General features: G+C 40.3%; 18 protein-coding genes and 1 riboswitch. Of the genes, 6 read left to right on the top strand and 12 right to left on the bottom strand.

Annotated elements, in window-relative coordinates; genetic code table 11:
• The first annotated feature begins 288 nt into the window (after nucleotides 1-288).
• The 4 genes from ACZ43M_RS04600 (at nucleotide 289) to ACZ43M_RS04585 (ending at nucleotide 4,800) form a co-directional block, all read left to right on the top strand.
• Nucleotides 289-1,155, top strand: a complete 867-nt coding sequence (locus tag ACZ43M_RS04600) for a tyrosine-type recombinase/integrase (protein WP_464503641.1) — start codon at nucleotides 289-291, stop codon at nucleotides 1,153-1,155.
• A complete protein-coding gene (locus ACZ43M_RS04595) occupies nucleotides 1,152-2,294 on the top strand; it encodes an IS91 family transposase (protein WP_464503642.1) in 1,143 nt (380 codons plus the stop codon). Before ACZ43M_RS04600 ends, ACZ43M_RS04595 begins: the two co-directional genes overlap by 4 nt.
• 460 nt (nucleotides 2,295-2,754) lie before the next feature.
• A complete protein-coding gene (locus ACZ43M_RS04590; protein ID WP_464506255.1) occupies nucleotides 2,755-4,134 on the top strand; it encodes a selenium-binding protein SBP56-related protein in 1,380 nt (459 codons plus the stop codon).
• Nucleotides 4,135-4,149: 15 nt separating this feature from the next.
• Nucleotides 4,150-4,800: a hypothetical protein gene (locus tag ACZ43M_RS04585; protein ID WP_464506254.1), complete on the top strand. Its 651-nt coding sequence runs from the start codon at nucleotides 4,150-4,152 to the stop codon at nucleotides 4,798-4,800.
• A gap of 210 nt (nucleotides 4,801-5,010) precedes the next feature.
• Here the strand turns inward: ACZ43M_RS04585 and ACZ43M_RS04580 are convergent, their stop codons facing one another.
• From ACZ43M_RS04580 to ACZ43M_RS04540, 9 genes are all read right to left on the bottom strand, one after another.
• Nucleotides 5,011-5,661, bottom strand: coding sequence for a YcnI family copper-binding membrane protein (locus tag ACZ43M_RS04580; protein WP_464507953.1), 651 nt, complete (start codon nucleotides 5,659-5,661; stop codon nucleotides 5,011-5,013).
• A 25-nt stretch (nucleotides 5,662-5,686) separates the two neighbouring features.
• Nucleotides 5,687-7,342, bottom strand: a complete 1,656-nt coding sequence (locus tag ACZ43M_RS04575; RefSeq protein WP_464506253.1) for a copper resistance CopC/CopD family protein — start codon at nucleotides 7,340-7,342, stop codon at nucleotides 5,687-5,689.
• Between the two features lie 13 nt (nucleotides 7,343-7,355).
• The gene (locus tag ACZ43M_RS04570) at nucleotides 7,356-7,931 is read right to left on the bottom strand and encodes a DeoR family transcriptional regulator (RefSeq protein ID WP_464506252.1); all 576 of its coding nucleotides are present in this window, start codon (nucleotides 7,929-7,931) and stop codon (nucleotides 7,356-7,358) included.
• Nucleotides 7,932-8,165: 234 nt separating this feature from the next.
• Complete coding sequence (locus ACZ43M_RS04565; RefSeq protein ID WP_464506251.1) at nucleotides 8,166-8,615, bottom strand: C40 family peptidase; 450 nt, start codon at nucleotides 8,613-8,615, stop codon at nucleotides 8,166-8,168.
• Nucleotides 8,616-8,882: 267 nt separating this feature from the next.
• The gene (locus ACZ43M_RS04560) at nucleotides 8,883-10,244 is read right to left on the bottom strand and encodes an MATE family efflux transporter (protein WP_464506250.1); all 1,362 of its coding nucleotides are present in this window, start codon (nucleotides 10,242-10,244) and stop codon (nucleotides 8,883-8,885) included.
• A 235-nt stretch (nucleotides 10,245-10,479) separates the two neighbouring features.
• The gene (locus ACZ43M_RS04555) at nucleotides 10,480-11,436 is read right to left on the bottom strand and encodes an ATP-grasp domain-containing protein (protein ID WP_464506249.1); all 957 of its coding nucleotides are present in this window, start codon (nucleotides 11,434-11,436) and stop codon (nucleotides 10,480-10,482) included.
• Nucleotides 11,437-11,454: 18 nt separating this feature from the next.
• A complete protein-coding gene (locus ACZ43M_RS04550; RefSeq protein WP_464506248.1) occupies nucleotides 11,455-12,504 on the bottom strand; it encodes an LLM class flavin-dependent oxidoreductase in 1,050 nt (349 codons plus the stop codon).
• A 107-nt stretch (nucleotides 12,505-12,611) separates the two neighbouring features.
• Nucleotides 12,612-12,715, bottom strand: a riboswitch (SAM riboswitch).
• Between the two features lie 594 nt (nucleotides 12,716-13,309).
• Nucleotides 13,310-13,963 carry a response regulator gene (locus ACZ43M_RS04545; RefSeq protein WP_464506247.1) on the bottom strand — a complete coding sequence of 218 codons (654 nt, stop codon included), beginning with the start codon at nucleotides 13,961-13,963 and terminating at the stop codon, nucleotides 13,310-13,312.
• Nucleotides 13,964-15,157, bottom strand: coding sequence for a sensor histidine kinase (locus ACZ43M_RS04540; protein WP_464506246.1), 1,194 nt, complete (start codon nucleotides 15,155-15,157; stop codon nucleotides 13,964-13,966).
• A 201-nt stretch (nucleotides 15,158-15,358) separates the two neighbouring features.
• Between ACZ43M_RS04540 and ACZ43M_RS04535 the strand changes: the two genes are divergently transcribed.
• A complete protein-coding gene (locus ACZ43M_RS04535; RefSeq protein ID WP_464506245.1) occupies nucleotides 15,359-15,871 on the top strand; it encodes a DUF1700 domain-containing protein in 513 nt (170 codons plus the stop codon).
• A gap of 4 nt (nucleotides 15,872-15,875) precedes the next feature.
• Nucleotides 15,876-16,838: a DUF4097 family beta strand repeat-containing protein gene (locus tag ACZ43M_RS04530; protein WP_464506244.1), complete on the top strand. Its 963-nt coding sequence runs from the start codon at nucleotides 15,876-15,878 to the stop codon at nucleotides 16,836-16,838.
• 388 nt (nucleotides 16,839-17,226) lie between these two features.
• Here the strand turns inward: ACZ43M_RS04530 and ACZ43M_RS04525 are convergent, their stop codons facing one another.
• From ACZ43M_RS04525 to ACZ43M_RS04515, 3 genes are all read right to left on the bottom strand, one after another.
• On the bottom strand, nucleotides 17,227-17,715 hold the full coding sequence (locus ACZ43M_RS04525; RefSeq protein ID WP_464506243.1) for a DinB family protein: 489 nt from the start codon (nucleotides 17,713-17,715) through the stop codon (nucleotides 17,227-17,229).
• A 173-nt stretch (nucleotides 17,716-17,888) separates the two neighbouring features.
• Nucleotides 17,889-18,071, bottom strand: coding sequence for a DUF2187 family protein (locus tag ACZ43M_RS04520; RefSeq protein ID WP_464506242.1), 183 nt, complete (start codon nucleotides 18,069-18,071; stop codon nucleotides 17,889-17,891).
• A 116-nt stretch (nucleotides 18,072-18,187) separates the two neighbouring features.
• Nucleotides 18,188-18,664: a hypothetical protein gene (locus ACZ43M_RS04515; RefSeq protein ID WP_464506241.1), complete on the bottom strand. Its 477-nt coding sequence runs from the start codon at nucleotides 18,662-18,664 to the stop codon at nucleotides 18,188-18,190.
• Nucleotides 18,665-18,704 lie beyond the last annotated feature (40 nt).

The raw sequence follows: 18,704 nt of genomic DNA, 5'->3' as shown, positions 1-18,704 counted from the left end.
ACACCCCATAGGGAACCAGAAGAAGAACGAAATCGCTACGCGATGGCTTTTTAAAACCCCACTCGCACCTAAAAAAGTATAAAAAAAATGAAAAAGTATGTTCTCTGTGGTATTGTTTTATCGCCAAACAAAACAACCAAGGAAGGACATACTTTTTCACTTGAAGATTATATCACGCACTTTCCAAAAAATAAATCTACATATTTTCCCTTTTCCAAACAGGGCTCCTCCTGCCTTCTGATTATTGATCTATTACTTAGCTATTAATCAACATCAGGAGGAAACATCATGAATCAATATGAACAAAAAGTGGAGTTATACTTTGAGCTTAAGGGCACCCCGGATTCCTCAAAAGAATCGTACTGGCGCAGAATGAACGCTTTTCTGAGTTATATGCAGGAACACACTAGACCCATAGAAGAAATGACCTTGGAGGATGTCCAACAATACATCCTTTACCTCAAAAAAGACAAGGGTCTATCCCCAGGAACCATTAATAATTACATTTCTGCGATTAAGTTCTTCTATACCTATGTTTTAGAAAAGGAATGGAATTCTATTAAGGTTCCGAGGATGAAAAGAGCCCAAAGTTTCCCTGTCATCCCACCTAAAGAAGAAGTTCTTTTACTATTAAATTCAACCAATAACTTGAAGCATAAAGCCATTCTTGCATTAATTTACGGCAGTGGACTTCGAGTTAGCGAAGTAGCTAAATTAAAAATTTGCGATATTGATAGTAAGAGTATGCGAGTTCGCGTCCAAAACGCTAAACACAATACCAATCGATATACCATTCTATCCGAGACAGCACTGATAGTGCTGAGGGAATATTTTAAACATTACTTTTCCAAAGATTATACACGGAATGATTGGTTATTTCCAGGTCGAGATAAGTCGGACCCTATTCATGTCAAAACGATAAAAAATACCTTAATTAAGTTAAAAGACAAGCTTCAACTTGATCCGAATATTTCTGCTCATACACTTAGACATTGTTTTTCCACGCATCTTTTAGAAGATGGGGTGGAACCAGTGTTCATCCAACAGATGCTTGGGCATAAGAGTTTGAAAACTACTTTAACGTACCTGCATATGACCTCCAAGAGTGTCATGGGAATCAAGAGCCCCTTAGATACCGGAGGGGATAAGGCATGAGTACAATCCAAGAAATTTTTCGGAAATTCTATCCCATGTATGTAGAAAAGTACAGACCATCAAAAGGGCAAGCCAAGGCAGCTAGGGCAATCATGAACTGCAGAACGGCCACCCTCGGTGGCCATGCCTATGGATGTCATAATTGTGGTCATACTCAAGTAAGTTATAATTCTTGCCGGAATCGGCACTGCCCGTCGTGCCAAGGGGTGACAAAAGAGGTCTGGATTGATAAAAGGAAAAAGGATATCCTTAACGCCCCATATTTTCATGTGGTTTTTACCATGCCGGAACAGCTGCACATGTTAATTTATCATAATCAGAAACTACTTTATGATTTAATGTATAAAGCCGTCTCGGAGACCTTATCGGAACTAGCCCAAGACCCTAAATATTTGGGAGCCCAAATCGGTTTTTTTTCTGTCTTGCATACTTGGGGTCAAAATTTGCATTATCATCCTCACATTCATACCGTGGTATTGGCTGGAGGATTAAACAAACTAAATCGCTGGTGTAACTCCAGTCATAAGTTTTTCATCCCTGTAAAAGTGTTATCTAAGAAATTCCGTGGGAAGTATCTATACTTTTTAAAGCAATATTATGAACAGAACCGACTCCAGTTTTATAACGAGGCAAAGAGTTACGAAGATCCAAAACAATTTCAGCGGTTAATAGACAAATGTTATTCAATAAACTGGTATAGCTATACGAAAAGAACCTTCTCAGGTCCATTGGCAGTGGTGCAATATCTTGGCCGTTATACTCATCGAATCGCGATCTCCAATCAACGAATTATTTCAATTGGTAAAGATACTGTCACCTTTCGGGCAAAAAATTATCGGGACAATAGTCGGAAAAACACTATTACGATGAGAGGTGTGGAATTTATTCGCCGATTTCTCATGCATATTCTCCCGAAGGGATTAGTGAAAATCAGGCATTACGGAATACTGGCCAACCGGAATAAGAAAACCAAACTAAGAATCTGCAGGATTTTAACCCAAAGCCGAGTCTACAAACCAGCTTTTGAAGGACTTAGTACCATTGAAATAGTTTCTAAACTTATTGGGAAAGACATCACTTTATGTCCTTCCTGTAAAAAAGCACACCTGGTGGCTGCCGTATCAGACGGGCTGCCTTAAGCAGAAAAAACTGAATACCATTTTAAAAAGCCTCTTCAGTGGGGAGGGGGAAAGTTTACCCAAAAACAATGAAAATCAAAGAGGAACGCTGGTAGCAGATTCAAAATAGAAGAAAAAACAAAAATTAATAGGGTAAGAAAAAGATTGAATCCCCATAGAGAAGGGGGCCGCGACTTCATTCTTCTCGGGCAATCAAAAATTTTGCGCAAATGGACGCGTTTCATTAGAAAGCACTAAGGCACAGCTAGTTCAGTTCACTAGCTGTGCCTTTTTACGCGCAAAACTTCCGATTGTCCCCTATAAGAACCGTCCCCCTGGTCCTTTTTCAAATTTATTTCATACTATTTTAATGGGAGAAATATGATTAGAAAGAGGTGGCGGTTTGGCAATGTTTAGTCCTATTTTCTTGTGTCACCTGTTTGGGCTTGGGATTTTTTAGATTATGAGGGGAGAAATGTACATGTCAAAATGGTTTGGTACGGATCAGTCTTTTTATCCATCAGCGAAGTCCGCGATGGAGGCACCTCCTGAGAAACTTGCTTATGTCGCCTTATTGAAGCCGGATGCTATTGGTGTGATTGATTTGGACCTAGATTCGGCCACATATGGCCAGTTAATAAATAAATTAGTCCTGCCTGGCGAAGAGGAGGACGAATTACATCATTTCGGGTGGAATGCCTGCAGTTCGGCCCTATGTCCGACCGCCTTTCATCCTCAACTGGAACGGCGTTATTTAATTGTACCTGGTATCCGCTCCTCCCGGATTTATATCATCGATACAAAACCGGACCCGAAGAATCCAACAATCGCGAGGACGATCGAGCCTGAGGAGATCAAGGAGCGCACCGGCTATAGCCGTTTGCATACCGTCCATTGCGGACCGGAAGGCATTTTCATCAGTGCTCTTGGTTCTGGCGAAGGTAATGGCGGCCCTGGCGGAATCCTTATGTTAGACCATTTTAATTTTAATGTATTAGGGGCTTGGGAAATCGATCGCGGGCCACAGCATTTTGCCTATGATTTTTGGTGGCATATTGCCCATGACGTCACGATAACCAGCGAATGGGCCACACCTGATCTTTTTGAAGACGGCCTTGATCTGCAGGCCTTATTAGACCGTAAATATGGTCATCGTATCCATTTCTTTGACAGTCGCTCCAGAAAGCATATCGGCGAGATCGATTTTGGCGATCAGCATCAAATGGTGCTGGAGCTTCGTCCCGCTCATAATCCGAAAAAGACCTATGGGTTTGCCAGCGTAGTGATTGATGTGACCAATCTGGCCAGCTCGATTTGGACTTGGTACCAAGAGGCCGGTGAATGGAAGGCAAAGAAAATCATTGAAATTCCGGCAGTTCCAGCCGATCCAGACCAGCTGCCGCCGGCACTGAAAGGAGTTGGGGCCGTACCTCCTTTAGTGACGGATATCGTACTCTCGCTTGATGACCGGTTTCTTTATGTTCCTTGCTGGGCTGCCGGAGAGCTGAGACAATATGACGTCAGTGATCCGTTCAACCCAAAACTGACTGGTACCGTTAACATTGGAGGAATCGTCAATCCAAAACCACATCCAAACGGAAAATGGATGACTGGCGGTCCGCAGATGGTCGAACTAAGCCGTGACGGAAAACGACTCTATTTTACCAATTCTCTCTATAGCACCTGGGACGATCAATTTTACCCGGATGGCATCAGTGGTGCTGTAGTAAAAGTGGATATTCATCCTAACGGAGGAATGGAAATTGATCCTAACTTTCTCCTGCAGCTAGATGATGGGAGAGCACATCAAATCAGGCTTGAGGGCGGGGATTGCTCTACTGATACTTTCTGTTATCCGTGATAGGAGGTTAGGGACATGGAAGCTTTTTCTGAAGGAAGTCAAATCCTGCTAGCAGCCCTGCTTGGTGCCTTTCACGGACTTAATCCGGCCATGGGCTGGCTGTTTGCAGTATTCCTTGCGGTCCAACGGGGAGACCGCCGGGTGTTGTTTTACGCTGCTGCCCCAATTGGTTTGGGCCAAATACTGGGGGACGGCGTCATTGTCCTATTGCAGACCTATGCACGGTTTCAGTTTCCGTTGCGCTACGTTCATCTTGCCATGGCCTGTATCGTGTTAGGCTATGGGATATACCGTTTGTTTCGGTATTTTCGGCATTTTAAGTGGAAGGGCGGCTTGAAGGTAGGGTACGTACAGCTCATACTATGGTCGTTCTTGGCCTCTTCGACCCATGGTTCTGGCCTGCTGTTGTCACCGTTCATTTTAGGGGCGGATAGTATCGCTGACATTATCCCTCTCTACATTTTTCATGAACTTTCCATGCTGGCCGTAATGGTGATTGTTTCTGTGCTGGTTTATCATATCGGTCTGATAAAAATACGAAAATACTTCGTCAACTTTGATTTAATCTGGGCGGTTCTATTAATCGCTGTCGGGGTTATTTTATTATTCATGAATGGAAGTTTCGGGGGTGGACCACCTAGCAATATGCATCATCATATCCATTAACAATAGGAGGAGCGGCCTCCGATTGTTTAACTATCCTGCTTCGCTCAATAAAGTTCAACTTAAAGAAGAAGCGTTAACCCTTCGTGGAATCAACTCCCCTGTATAAGTACAATCCTTCACAGAGATAATAAAAATTGCACTTGTTGATTTCCCTCAGCAAAAAAGAAAATGACTTATTCATGTTTATGAATAGGTCATTTTTTTAACTGATTACTTTCTACGGAATGTACGAACAAAGGCACCTAATGAAAGTAATACTGCAACTGCGGATAAGATTATTGGAAGAGAATCTGATTTATCAGTATCAGAATTTGCAACCTCTGTTTTTGGTTCTTCTTTTTTAGTTTCTTCCGTTTTAGCTGTATCATCATGACCGTCTGTTGATGTTCCAGCAACGATTTCAGTAATAGAATGAGGCGAATCAGTTCCTTCATCACCTGTCCATTCTACTACACTGCCATCCTTATAGTATTGGAAGGCATCCCAAGCTGCTTTTGCAGCATTTTCCGGGTTTTTCCCAACAAACGTGAATTGTTGAAATTGACCAGGCAAAATCCCTTCTCCTGTTGCCTCAAATGTAAATGATTTTACGATTCCATTAGCATCTTTTTCATCACTATATTTCCATCCCGGAACAGGCTGATAAGACTTTATTTCTACCCCGGCAGGCGCTTTAATCGTAACCTTCGTTGTTGCTACGTTCTTTTCAACAGGAACCTTAACCGTATAAGTTTCCCATGCACCCGTTGTTGAAGTCTGTGGTACAACTGTAACATGGGCACTTACGACACTTGAAAATAAAAATAACCCTAAAACAGTTGGTAAAAACACTTTAGATATCTTATTAATTGTAAGCTTCATCATTCATTTCTCCTCTATCATTCATTTAAATACTACCTACAAAAACTTTAAAAGTAGTATCCAGGGTTTCTAAATCTTGGGTCAGGACGTGAACTTTCACCTGCCATTGACCCGCCATATTGAAATTCATCCCTTGGGATTCATAAATGCCTTCTTTGACTTTTTTTAATGTTATGGTGTCGTCACCCATATCCATCTCAAGGGACGTAAAGGTAAGTGTTACCTGTTCTATATCTTTAATGAGACGACCATTGTGGTCTTGTAGTGTCACTTGAAATGTATTATTACCTATAACGTTCGGAGTTGCTTCAAATGTAATCCTATTACCATGTTCAACGTTTTTAGCTTCCTTTATTGGTCCAGGGGAAGCCATTGCCGTTGGTAAATTAGTTAATATAACAGAAAGAACAAGAACAATTATTCCAGTCATTAATTCTCCCCACAGAGAACGTGCAATTCCACCCTCACTATTTCGTTTCCCTTTTATAAAATTAATGGCAGCGAATGCCATCATAATCACTAGGAGAATAATCTTACCAGACAAAGCCCTTCCATAATCCGTAAATAAAAGCGAGCGAAAGTTTGGAATATATAACAAACTTCCGTAAACCCCTGTGGCAGATAAAACTACAACGATAATAATTCCCCATTTTGAAAACCTTCGTACTGCATCCATATAAAATTTCTTTGTTTCATCTTTTCTACTTAAGGGAATCAAAGCAATCAGAGCGATTATGCTTCCAATCCAAATGGAAGCAGAAAGCAAATGAAATAAATCCATACCTCTGGCAAGGATACCATTTTCTGATGAAGCGGCATGGCTAGTTAATGTCTTGGTCTTCAAAATCCCAATTGCAATTATAAAGGAAATCCAAACCCATATTTTTGTATCAAATGGCTTATAACATATTAGGAAAGTTGGCAGCCAAAGAATTAACATCATAATAATCTGGGTAGACCATGCTTTACCAAATACACTATTCGTGAGCATATCCCCTAGGACTTCGGTATTGATAACCTTGGTCCAGGGTAAGCCTGATTCAATAGTAGCTTGCAAAGGCAAACTTATAATTATACTAAAACATAGGGCTGCGAACGAATACATGATTAATCTACCAAAGGTATTTTTTACCCTTATTTCTTGTCCCAATTCTTTCGGTAAGACAAAAAGGGAAAAGAATAGTATTCCAATAAAACATGCATTACTAATATATTGAAGCCAACGTATACTAATTAAATCCAACCCAGGCATGTATCCTTTTGACTTCTGAACGTTTAACGGACTACTTTCTTTGTTATTTCCGTTTCCAATTTGAAATGGAATAACCCCTTCAACTGGATGCCCATCACCTGAAACAACTTTCCACTGTATGACATATGTGCCGTTTGGAAGGTTTCCATTTAAGTCAGTTTCAATAATAGATTGATTATTGGGATTAATCCGCCCATTCTTCATGTCCACTTGTTTACCATTTGAATCAAACACTTGAATTGAATTAAAAGAAGGTTGAATCGTTTCATCAAACTGTATGGAAACCTTCTTGGGCGGTTGACTAAGTATTTCGTTTTCGGACGGACTCGATTTTACTATATAAGCATGAGCTGAAGGGAAAGTAGGGTATGAAAGAACAAACACAGATATTACGGCCATTAGTATTAAGAGGCTTTTTGCTACTTTCATTCTACTAAACCTCTCATTTATTACACCCACAACCCGTGAGTCCATCCATTCTTTTTTGTATCTCTTCAATGGCCTCGTCGAAACGAAGAAGGATTCCACCGAATCCGATTTGAAATTGCTCAGCATGCTTTAATAAATCAAAAGATAATACTTGTGGTTGGCAGCAACTTAAATTAAAATCTGCGTCCATTAAAAAATATGCCATTTTAGCACTGATGGTCGTATCATGAAGGAAATCCCGGCAAATGATTTGTGAGACATCTTTTTCAATATCTTTGTATCTTAATAAACCACAGTGTGGGCAGCATAGTTGTTCTACCCTTAAATCATGAGTAATTATTTGAACAGGGTGCCGATTATTTGATTCCTTGAAGCAATATGTACATGCTGTTGAAGAAACTTTTCCTATTTTCCCTAAACTTATTCCACCTGAAGTTTTGATAACTTTTTTTTCCTCTACCAGAGGCTTTATGTCCCGGTAAACGGTCATTTCGGATACATTAAGACGCTTACTTATCTCTGTAATAGATAAAGTGACTTCAGTATTTAACCATTCTAACAATTGTTGCTGGCGTTCAATTGGTAACATATTTGGACCTCCCTTAATAGCAGTAAAAGTGCCCTTAATACAAAAATTTTAAAATACTATATTAACCTTTACAAGTTTAAAATGTGAAAAATATGTGAAAAATCATCAAATAATAACATTTTCTAACACAGTTGCAGCGGTTCTGTTATTTGTTCACCAGTGACTCCAAAGTAAGTAGCTTTTTTTTCACTAATATTTTTTTAAAAATAAAAAAGACCATCGCTATGATGATCTTTATACTCGCTTTACTCCAATATATCTAGCATGCCAATATGGATTGCTTGTATTTGTTACAATGACCCCTTTTGAGGAAGATGCCATGATCATTTTTCCGTATCCGATATAGATGGCAACATGAGTTGGGGCACTTGCTTTATTCGGTGCATAGAACAATAAATCACCGATATTCAAGTTAGATGGTCGATATCCGTTTCCATAGTACATTTGAGCAGCAGTGCGATTTAGTGTTTTGCCCGCTTTTCCGTATGAATACTTCACAAGACCTGAACAGTCAAAACCGCTCGGCGAAATCCCGCCCCATTTATAGGGAACCCCCATATTTGCTTTTGCAACAGAGATTGCTTTTGTATGATAATATGCCGCTTCCGCTTTATCACCCTTGGCGGCGAACAAAGTGCCACAAGAAGCAAAAATAGTGAAAGCGATGATGAGTTTCTTTAGCATGATTGTTTCCTCCTAGTGTGATTTGATAACTTCACTATACTAGAAAGGGATAACAGACTCATCACAGCCATATGTTAATTTCATTACAAAGTTATTCTAAAATAATTTTAAAATCACTAAGTGTATACACATCAGAATGAAATTTGACTGGGATATTAAGTACAAATGCTATTCTAAGTACCGAATTGTCTTTCAACAATCGCCCCCCATTTTCCCCATCAAAGTTAAAAGTACACCTGTGCTTCCCTTTGTTCGATCGTTCCATTTTTAGACAACATGGTCCTGCAATTCATGTTCAACCGATTTTAACTGAATGGTATCCCAATCGGTTCGATAAAAGCGAACCATGACACTGATTCCAAACACCGCGAGATAGGAGTATAAGGAGACCCACGCGCCTACACTGCCCCAATCTAACATAAAAGTAAGCACATAACTAAGTGGAACAAAGAATAACCACCCTAATAACAGTGAGATTTTTAATAAAAAGGTTGTGTCGCCAATGCCTCTAAGGCCGCCGGCGTAAAAATTTAATAGGCCATCAAACAATTGCAAAAATGCCGAAATCATCACTAATTCTGCGGCTATTTTATACACTTGGACATCGTGGGTATAAATCTTTGCAATTGGCTCTGCCCAAAAAAATTCAATCACACCCAAAATCAATAGAAAAATACATCCTAAAATGGCAGTATTCGTCCCTGCCTTCCTTCCTAATACAGGTTTACCTCGTCCGACTTCTTGTCCGACAAGAATCGTTGCGGTGGATCCAAATGCAAAAGCGGGCATGAATCCGAGACTCATGACACTTAAGGCCACTTCGTTTGCTGCCAACGCACTGGTTCCTAATCTCGTAACAAATGCGGTAAAGACAAACATGGCCATGGCCATCGAAAATTCCTGTATGCCTAACTTTGCACTTTCTCCAAAAATTAATTTTGATTCTGCAGGGTTGAAAGCAATTCTTTTGCGTGTTTCATAGGTTGGATGTAATTTTATGAAATAAATGTAAGCGCAAAATAGAAACGTAACCAACTCACCTGTAAAAAATGCAATACCTGCCCCCACCAGACCTAATTCAGGAAGACCAAAATGTCCATAGGTTAATCCAAAGGTAAGAAAAATCATGAAGGCTCCGCCTAATATCGTACTGATCATCGGTGTTTTGGTATCCCCAATCCCACGGAGAAATCCATGAATAACAAAGGTGAAGATGGAAAAGACCATCGCAAAGAAACGAAATTCTAAATAACCTTTCCCTTCACGAATCATTTCAGGCGAGCTTCCCAACAACTTAAAAATGGCTTCTGGAAACAATAAACCAACTAATAAGACCAATGCTGCCGCCACTATACAAAGATAAAAAGCGATATAAGTGCGTTCAACCCCTTTTTTCATGGTGTTGGAGCCGTAATTTTGTGCCACCAGGTAATTGGTGGTATGCCCGATTCCTGAAAATAAGGCCCAGGCATTGTACATGATAATGTTGGAAACACCTACGATTGCAATCGCAAGAGCCCCTAATTGGCCGACTAATATGAGATTAATGGTTCCTGTCAGTGTCGATGAAGCAAATGATGCAATCGAAGGTATAGCAAGCAGTAATATCTTTTTCCATTCTTTAAACATTTAGTAATCTCCTATGGTCTCTTTTAATTTACTAATCTTATTAAGAAAAAACAAAACTCTATTTATGCCCTTACTTAGTGGAGAATCAGGATGTACATATATAATAATATATTCTAGTGAACTGACGATAGTAAGCATCTACCATTTCAAAAATAAATTTTATGCTGTAAACAAAAATAAGCCGCCGATTATGGCAGCTCAGTTTTACATTTAATCTATATTTAGTTCAACCAAATTACACCGTTGCTGTGGCTGCGTACTTTTCTTCCAATGTCTTTTTTAAAAATAAAGCAACTTCGAGCATGCCGAATTTGCCGGCTTTTGCTTCTGCATCAGAATTGTAGTTGGTATTGGTATTAATATCGTACGTATAAATATCACCGTCAGCATTTCGGATAAATTCGATTCCAGCCACTTGAACCCCATTACCAGCTAACACCTTTTTATATTTTTCTAAAATTTCGTCGTCAAACCCGTCAATGATTTGGAACTTTGGCTTCTCTTCCACTTCTTCTCCTACCGGACAGAATAAATCGCCAATTTGGCAGGCGTCCGCCGGGCAAAGCTGGAATCCTTCCGAAGTATCCACCTTGACGGCATATACAAAGTTTCCTCCGACAAACTCACAGCGGGTGATGTAGCTTTCAGGAGATACAATGTATTCCTGGATCAGTGTAATGCCATCGACCGGTTCTTCGAACGTTGGTCCTTCCACATACGCTTTTAACGCTTCGATACTTTGGAACAATTGCACACCTAAACCTTTTCCGGCACGGTTATGTTTTGTAATAAAGGGCTGTCCAGAAAAGCTTTCCGCTGCCTTTAAAATGTTTTGCTTGCCAACTGCGGCAATCGTTTTTGGCGTCTTCACACCATATTTATTTAACTCTAAGTATTGTAAAACCTTGCTCACTTCCAGCTTTAGAGCACTCGTTCCATTTAATACCGTGCGGCCATGCGCTTCTAGCCAAGCTAATACCTGTCCAGTAAATTCAGCGGCAAAACGATGATCACGTGTATGGGAAGAAGCACTCATGCGGCTATAGAAGATTCCTTCGGGAGGTTGTGCCGATAAATCTAATGTACCCTCATCTAAATGCCATTCTTCATAAGGAACACCAAGCTCCTCTAATCTCTTTGTTAAATGGACGGTCCACTCACTATTTTCATGGATGACATATACTTTGCTCATGTTTACGGCCTCCTGTTTCTAGTTGTTTATTAAACTGCGTTTTTGTTCCACTAACGGCATAACCTGCTTTGCGAAGCGCTCCATTTCCTCCAGTTGCGGGGAAAATTGTAATAACAATAAGTCTAAGCCGGTTTCTTCATATTGTAAAATTCGATTGGCTATCTGCTCCGGTGTTCCTACCAGGTTTGGCCGCAGACCGCGATTGGAAACCGAGTAATCCTGTAATTGGATCTGCTGCTCTAATTGTGATTTGGTTGTGAAGTCTTTAAAGCCGGCATACGCGCTAGACTCCTTCACCGTCGTGATTTTTTCAAGCTCAGCAAAAGCCTCTTCTTCACTTTCACGGCAAATGACATAGGCTGCCATTCCGAAAGATTTAAATGGTTCATTGTTAGTTTGTTCACGGCGTGCCTTCATTTCAGCAATTTTTTGCTCAATCTCTTCTATTGTTCCACCGTGCATCACGTAAGCGTCGCATTTTTCGGCAATCGTTTGCTTACCTTTTTCGCTTTCACCGCCTGCATAAAGAATCGGGTTCGGTCGTTGAACTGGTTTCGGAGCAAGCTTCGTGTCTTTTAAGTCGTAAAACTGGCCCGCATAATTAAAGGTTTCTTCTGTCCATAACCCTTTTAGCACATCAATAAATTCCTCGGTTCGAGCATAACGCTCATCGTGCTCGGTGAAAATGCCGCCATATTGACGCGCTTCTTCTGCCCACCAACCCGAAACAACATTAAGCGTAAAACGGCCGTTGCTGATACGGTCAATATTGGCGGCCATTTTTGCTGTCACAGCAGGATTATGAAAACCTGGGCGAATCGCGGTCATGATTTCTATTTTCTCTGTCACGGCAGCAAGTGCCGCTGCGGTGGACCAGGCTTCAAGAGAATCATGCTCCGGTCCTTTAATATCATTTAAATATAATTCAGCAATCAGTGTCGTTGAGTATCCCCAGTCTTCAGCTGACTGTATGACTTTTTTCGCATAGTCAAAGGTTGGTGGCATATTCTCGTCATCTACATTCCGCAGCCAGCCTCCAAAAATCGGTAACCAAAAACCATATTTCATCTCTGTTCTCTCCTCTGCTGTTCTCATTCTCTAGTTTTCTTATTCGCTAAGTTGGATTTATAAAAAAACAAAAAACTCTCTTCAAAGAAGAGAGCCTAATAACCCCCTTCTCATCTTTCAAGCCATACGCTTGATGGAATTGGCACAGTATTCATACGAACCTGCTGCCGAGGCTTCAAAGGGCCAGTCCCTCCACCTCTCTGGATAAGAAGAAAAATATTTTTAAATCTATTAATATAGCGATAATAATTTAAATTCAGTCAATTGTCAATCAAATATTCACCACGGGACAGTGCTCAGGGCATATTTTCACAGCAGAGATTAGGACCATCCTTCTGATATTTAAAAGAACGATTGTTAAAGTAGTTTATGATGTTTATGAAAGGAATATCCACTCAAACGCATCATGAGATTTCCTTTCATGACATTTCTGAGAGGAAAATTCACTCAAACGCGCCATGAGACTTCCTTTCATGACATTTCTGAGAGGAAAATTCACTCAGGCTCGTCATGAGATTTCCTTTCATGACATTTCTGAGAGGATAATCCAATCAAACGCGTCATGAAACTTCCTTTCATGACGTTTCTGAGAGGATAATCCAATCAAATGAGTCATGAAACATCCTTTCATGACATTTCTGAGAGGACAATCCAATCAAATGAGTCATGAAACATCCTTCCATGACGTTTCTAAGAGGAAAATTCACTCAAACGCGTCATGAAACCTCCTACCATGACGTTTCTAAGAGGATAATCCACTCAAACGCGTCATCAGACATTGGTCTTTTAGTTAATTGATAACGTTTTACCTCGTTAACCCTTCCTGCTTTGCCTTGAAGGCGGCTTGAAACCTATCTTTTACATCTAGTTTGTGGTAGATGCTGGAGATATAGTTCTTGACTGTTCCCTCGGATAGAAATAGTTTTTCTGCGATGTGTTTATTGCTTAGTCCTACTGCAATGCATTGCAGCACTTCTTCTTCACGTTCTGTTAAGTCGTAGTTATTCTTGTTTTCCTGCTGGGTTGATGTTTCATGACTGTTTATTTGCTGAACTAGCAGCTTGGCCAAATCCTGCGGGAGCAGGGTCCCGCCTTTATGAATCAGTTTAATGCCTGCGAGCAAGTCTTTTGGATGAATGGCTTTCAGCAAGTAGCCTTCTGCCCCAATGGCTAACGCGTCAATCACGTAATTAATTTCTTGGAAGGTGGTTAAGATAATCACCTTGATGTCCGGCCAGCGTTGTTTGATCATTTTTGTTGCAGAAATTCCATCCATTTCCGGCATGTTAATATCCATCAAGATCGTGTCCGGTTGATGCTGCTGGCATAACGCAACGGCTTCAGCCCCATTTTCCGCCAAACCAACTACTTCAATTTCATCATCCATATCTAACACGATGGACAAGCTCTCCCGAATCAACTCTTGATCATCCGCTATGACTAATTTAATGCCGCTCATTTAGGCCACCCCTTTTATCGGTACAGTAATCGTCAGCTTTACCCCATGGTGTGTTCCACTTGTAATATCAAGATTCCCATGCAATTCCCCAATCCGTTCCTTCATCGCGGTGAGACCAAAACCAGGCTGCAAAGCATCAATGGGGCTTCCGTTATTTTCAATAGATAACACAATCTCATAGTCCGTAAATAAGTAATCAACCAAAATTTCTGAAGCACCGCCATGTCGTTTCGCATTTGTCAACGCCTCTTGAAGACAGCGAATGAATGCGAGTTTAATATTCTTAGAAATGGGGATTTCTCTCCCTTGCCTATTAAACTGAACATCGGTATCGGTATTTTCTTTAAAACTATCAACGATTTTATGTAAAAGCTCCGACAATGGCTGTTCATTTTCTGACGGGGCTATTTGGTGGATATGTCTTCGAATGTCCTCCAAGCCTTTACGAGAAACATTAGCAAGGGCTTCAACCTTTTGTTTCGCTCGATCAACATCCTTTTCCAGCAAATAAGAAACGGCGTCAAGCCCCATGGTTACAGAAGTAAAGTGATGGCCAATCGTATCATGCAGTTCTTTTGCAAGCCGGTTCCGTTCTTGGAGCAGCGTTACCTTCTCGATCTGCTCCGCATATTGCTGAAGCACCCGATACTGCTCTTGAATTAACTGATATTGTTTATTATTTTCTTCGATGATTCGTTTTGTCTTCTGCTGCGAATGAATGACATAGTTAAAGCAGGCGCCAAAGCCTAGGAAGATGAAGATATCGATGTACTGAAGAAAATAAGTGACGGTGTCCATAGTCCACAGAGTAGGGAGCGGGTACAAAATTAAAAACACTGGCAAGGTCCATCTGGCCGACTTCTTTGTCGCAAGGTAACCAACCATCAAGATGGACATGAGGATCATGGCGGGACCAAGGTTAAAGTGTTCAAATATATTAAAATAGACGGAAGCTCCGCCTCCTATGATGAGCTCGGCAATCGGATAAAGAACCGGGTTTTTATACCCAGGTCTCCAAAAAATGAGGGGGACTAAATAATAAACGGTTAATATACCGACAAAGGATACATACGTAAGTACACTCTCACCTTTCACATCGATAAATAGGGTAAGGACACCAGCAAGGTACCAGCACAATCTCAAGAAAAAAATAAACCAGTCTACTCCAACCCACTCAAATGCGGCTTTCTTCATTCCAGCTTCGCGCCTCCACCCTGCTACTTTTTTCCTATCCTTACCTATCTTACAAGAATTTGGTTAATTCTAACAGTCTTATAAATAAAAAATTCAGATGGCATAATGAGGTCTTTTTCATTTCATGACTAACTTCACTACGGTCATATGACTTTTTCTTTGTATGATAAGGTCATAGGGTTACAGAAGGGAACGAGGAACATGAAAAATGAAGAAATGCTGCAGGAGTTGGAGGATCGATTAAAAGGCCTGCCAACGGAGGATCGGGAGAAATTACTCGATTTGTATAAGGACCTTATAGAGGTCGCTTCTGAAAATCGGAAAGTTAGTACAAATTCACCTGGTGGGTTAACTGATAACTACCCATTGCCGATTAATACGGAAACTGATTCTTATCGCAATTTAGGTCGAATCATCCTTGCATCGATTAGTTTATTTTTCTTCAACCTTATTTTTATGCTAGGTCCAGTGATTGCGATATTTTCTGTTTATCTGTCACTTTGGGTCGTGAGTGCAAGCTTTGTGATATCTCCCCTTTTTGTCGTTACACAGGTATTGAACGGCGGGTTTACAACCTTCGAGTTATTTCTATCGCTCATTCTGTGCGGAATTGGCATTGCGCTCGGGGCAGGCATGGTCAAAGCAGGCAAATGGTTATATAAGACGTTTAGCAGATACGTAAATTGGAATATGAAATTAATCAAAGGGGATTAAAAAAATGAGAAAAATTATGTACGGGGCGTTAGGACTTGTGGTCATTGGAGTCATTGGTGTAATTATGTCAATCAACACTTCCGGTGTTGAAGCTTTTACATTCAGTTCAGTAGATGTGCATGAAACAAAAGAAGTCTCAGCAAAAGGGGTCAGCAATATCGTCATCGACTCGCCCACTGTCGATGTAAAACTTCAGCCAGGCAACGGCGATAAAATCGAAGCTGATTTTTCCGGTCAGGTAGGGAAAAAGAGTAAAGATTTATATAAGCTGGATCTGGATAAAGACGGTGATACTGTTAGAATTACTATGGAAAAAGAAGATAAGTTTCAGTTTATGATGTTTAACTTTACAAAAGTAAGCCTGAATGTCAAAGTGCCTCAACAGGTTTATGACTCGATTGAAATAACTGCAGCATCTGGCGATATTGCCTTAAAAGAAATAAAGGCAAAGGAATTATCAGTTGTAACAGAATCAGGTGATATAAAAGTCAGCGATGCTGCGGCAGAGGGTGCGCTTACCCTACAGGCTTCTAGTGGGGATATTACCGCTAATGGCAACTCTTCCAATACACTGGACATCGAATCAAGCAGTGGGGATGTCGAGATAAAAGATAACGTGGCCAAGGCAACTGACGTCTACACCAGCAGTGGTGAAATACTTTCAGATGGTCTGGTCTCGGAAAACATCAAAATGAATACATCCTCCGGTGATATGGTGGTAACAGTGGAAGAAATGACAGGAAATATAATGTTAGAAAGCAGCAGCGGCGATATTGACGTAAGCTTTGCCCAACCAGCCACTTCCGTGAAACTCGATTTCAAAAGCAGCTCAGGCGACGCCACGGCGGACCTCGATGAAATGAACTACTCAGAAAAATCAGAACACCGCATTCTTGGCCAAAGCGGAGAAGGCAAATTCAAACTAACCGCACGAACCAGCTCAGGCGATTTTAACGTGAAAGACTGAACCAACGGAACCATGGGGACGGTTCTAATATAGGCAATCGGAAGTTTTGCTCAAGTTTCGAAGCACTTTATAAGTAAACGGAATTTTAATCTAAAGGAATTACTTCTAAGGAATTATCGCAAAATTTTTGATTGCCTGAGTAAGCAGGAAGTTTTAAAGTTTTTGTACAAGTAATTCGACATCCATAGTCAAATTTCCTGCTTCTACTGGTTCCCCCAAAAGCCGAAAACATACAAGTAATGAACAAAAACTTGTATGTTTTCGGCTTAGCTATTTCAAATGGTGCCAGCCCCAATACTAGCTGCATATAGTAATATATCTCAAATAAAACTTACTCAACGAAAAAGGCAATGTCCAGTAAACATTGCCAAAATACTTCTTAAATATATTAATCATCTGTCCCTAGAACATCTGTATTCGGTGGCTCATACCCCATCTGACGGAGCATGGCTGCTATTTGTCCCTTATGATGAAACTCGTGAGTGATGGTGTGTATTAGCAACTTGCGGGGAGTAATTGATAATAGTTCAGGTGCTGATCTCCAAGGGATTTCTCTTTCAATTAGCTCGTTTAAACTATGTCCATGTTGTTCTAATAATTCATTTACGATTGAATCCACTTGCTCAAAGCGTGCTATTATTTGCTCTAAACTGATATTATGTATTTCATCCTTTGGAGTAAGTGGTTTATTTGTCTTCAGCAAAACAAATGAGCCAAGCCAGGCAACATAGCAATCTGCTATATGAACCAATGTATTTCTTACACTTTGCCAACCGAAACCATTGGAATCAGTAAAATGATTAGAATCTAATTTCCCACAAAAATCTAACAGAGTCCCCCTAGTCTGTCGGACCCATCCATATTCGTTTTGAAGCATCCAAACACCCACCTTTAACAGATATAACTACTTATTCTATACATGTATAGAAAAACCTTTCTTTACTGACTATTCATTTATTAATAAAAAAAGACCATTTTTATATAGGAAGTATTTATAGCAATAAAATAAGCAACGCGATTGCGTTGCTAAATTTTTCTCTTGCCTCGTTACTAAGTTGACTTGGTAATTTTATAATTTTTATGATTGACGATAGTAGTAAGCGGTTCGTTTTTTTGTTTATTGAATCCGTACTCCACAATAACGGAATTGTCTCTAACAACCTTAACAATCCCTTCATAGCTTTCCCCTTCTCGATTAAATGAAATAGTGTCCCCGATTTTAGCAGTCGCCATTTTATCACCCCGAACTTATTATTTTCAGCAAAGATAAAAAAATGCAGAAACAATTAAAATAGAGCACATTCTAGTTTTAGTGCCCATGCTCTTCAGTTTGGTTTAAGATATTATTATTACCGTGTATTTGGTTTAAATAGCTTTTCCTTAAAAAATTGAAAACCATATAACAGCAATGCTTCCACCATAAAAATGAACATTAATGGGGTTTTTTTCATTCGAACCAGTGATGCGATCCCGAATTTTTGTAAGTAATACACCAAACCATATGTAAATGCCCCATCGACGATTATATTCAAAGTTATGTATCGTAAAAACTTTCCGTACGTCCACTTTAATATCCAAAGTGTACCAATCAAAAATGGCCCCCACATAAACGGTATGACCCCTGACATCTTAGGATGGAGTGTTTCGTACCACCACCACCATCTACGCTTTTTGGCAACGAAGTTCACGATCCTCACCACCAGAGAAATAAATAAACCGGCTGGGAGAAACCGCTTGAAGGCATCCTTCCCTAACAACGGAACGCTGAACCAAGGAAGAATCATCAACAATAGCAACAATGATTTGGAATACTTCAAATGCTTCATTCACGCACCTCCTGTTTCATCCATCTTACATAACAATCAA

The sequence above is a fragment of the Neobacillus sp. B24 genome, assembly GCF_055381825.1.
The sequence above is the reverse complement of the archived record's forward strand: the minus strand, read 5'-3'. Positions and strand labels throughout refer to the sequence as shown.

Bases quoted from the DNA above. Each gene is read 5' to 3' on its own strand.
- ACZ43M_RS04590 (WP_464506255.1), top strand. From the start codon at position 2,755: ATGTCAAAATGGTTTGGTACGGATCAGTCTTTTTATCCATCAGCGAAG.
- ACZ43M_RS04550 (WP_464506248.1), bottom strand. From the start codon at position 12,504: ATGAAATATGGTTTTTGGTTACCGATTTTTGGAGGCTGGCTGCGGAAT.
- ACZ43M_RS04580 (WP_464507953.1), bottom strand. From the start codon at position 5,661: ATGAAGCTTACAATTAATAAGATATCTAAAGTGTTTTTACCAACTGTT.
- ACZ43M_RS04535 (WP_464506245.1), top strand. From the start codon at position 15,359: ATGAAAAATGAAGAAATGCTGCAGGAGTTGGAGGATCGATTAAAAGGC.
- ACZ43M_RS04595 (WP_464503642.1), top strand. From the start codon at position 1,152: ATGAGTACAATCCAAGAAATTTTTCGGAAATTCTATCCCATGTATGTA.
- ACZ43M_RS04525 (WP_464506243.1), bottom strand. From the start codon at position 17,715: ATGCTTCAAAACGAATATGGATGGGTCCGACAGACTAGGGGGACTCTG.
- ACZ43M_RS04515 (WP_464506241.1), bottom strand. From the start codon at position 18,664: ATGAAGCATTTGAAGTATTCCAAATCATTGTTGCTATTGTTGATGATT.
- ACZ43M_RS04560 (WP_464506250.1), bottom strand. From the start codon at position 10,244: ATGTTTAAAGAATGGAAAAAGATATTACTGCTTGCTATACCTTCGATT.
- ACZ43M_RS04555 (WP_464506249.1), bottom strand. From the start codon at position 11,436: ATGAGCAAAGTATATGTCATCCATGAAAATAGTGAGTGGACCGTCCAT.
- ACZ43M_RS04575 (WP_464506253.1), bottom strand. From the start codon at position 7,342: ATGAAAGTAGCAAAAAGCCTCTTAATACTAATGGCCGTAATATCTGTG.
- ACZ43M_RS04520 (WP_464506242.1), bottom strand. From the start codon at position 18,071: ATGGCGACTGCTAAAATCGGGGACACTATTTCATTTAATCGAGAAGGG.
- ACZ43M_RS04545 (WP_464506247.1), bottom strand. From the start codon at position 13,963: ATGAGCGGCATTAAATTAGTCATAGCGGATGATCAAGAGTTGATTCGG.
- ACZ43M_RS04570 (WP_464506252.1), bottom strand. From the start codon at position 7,931: ATGTTACCAATTGAACGCCAGCAACAATTGTTAGAATGGTTAAATACT.
- ACZ43M_RS04600 (WP_464503641.1), top strand. From the start codon at position 289: ATGAATCAATATGAACAAAAAGTGGAGTTATACTTTGAGCTTAAGGGC.
- ACZ43M_RS04565 (WP_464506251.1), bottom strand. From the start codon at position 8,615: ATGCTAAAGAAACTCATCATCGCTTTCACTATTTTTGCTTCTTGTGGC.
- ACZ43M_RS04530 (WP_464506244.1), top strand. From the start codon at position 15,876: ATGAGAAAAATTATGTACGGGGCGTTAGGACTTGTGGTCATTGGAGTC.
- ACZ43M_RS04540 (WP_464506246.1), bottom strand. From the start codon at position 15,157: ATGAAGAAAGCCGCATTTGAGTGGGTTGGAGTAGACTGGTTTATTTTT.
- ACZ43M_RS04585 (WP_464506254.1), top strand. From the start codon at position 4,150: ATGGAAGCTTTTTCTGAAGGAAGTCAAATCCTGCTAGCAGCCCTGCTT.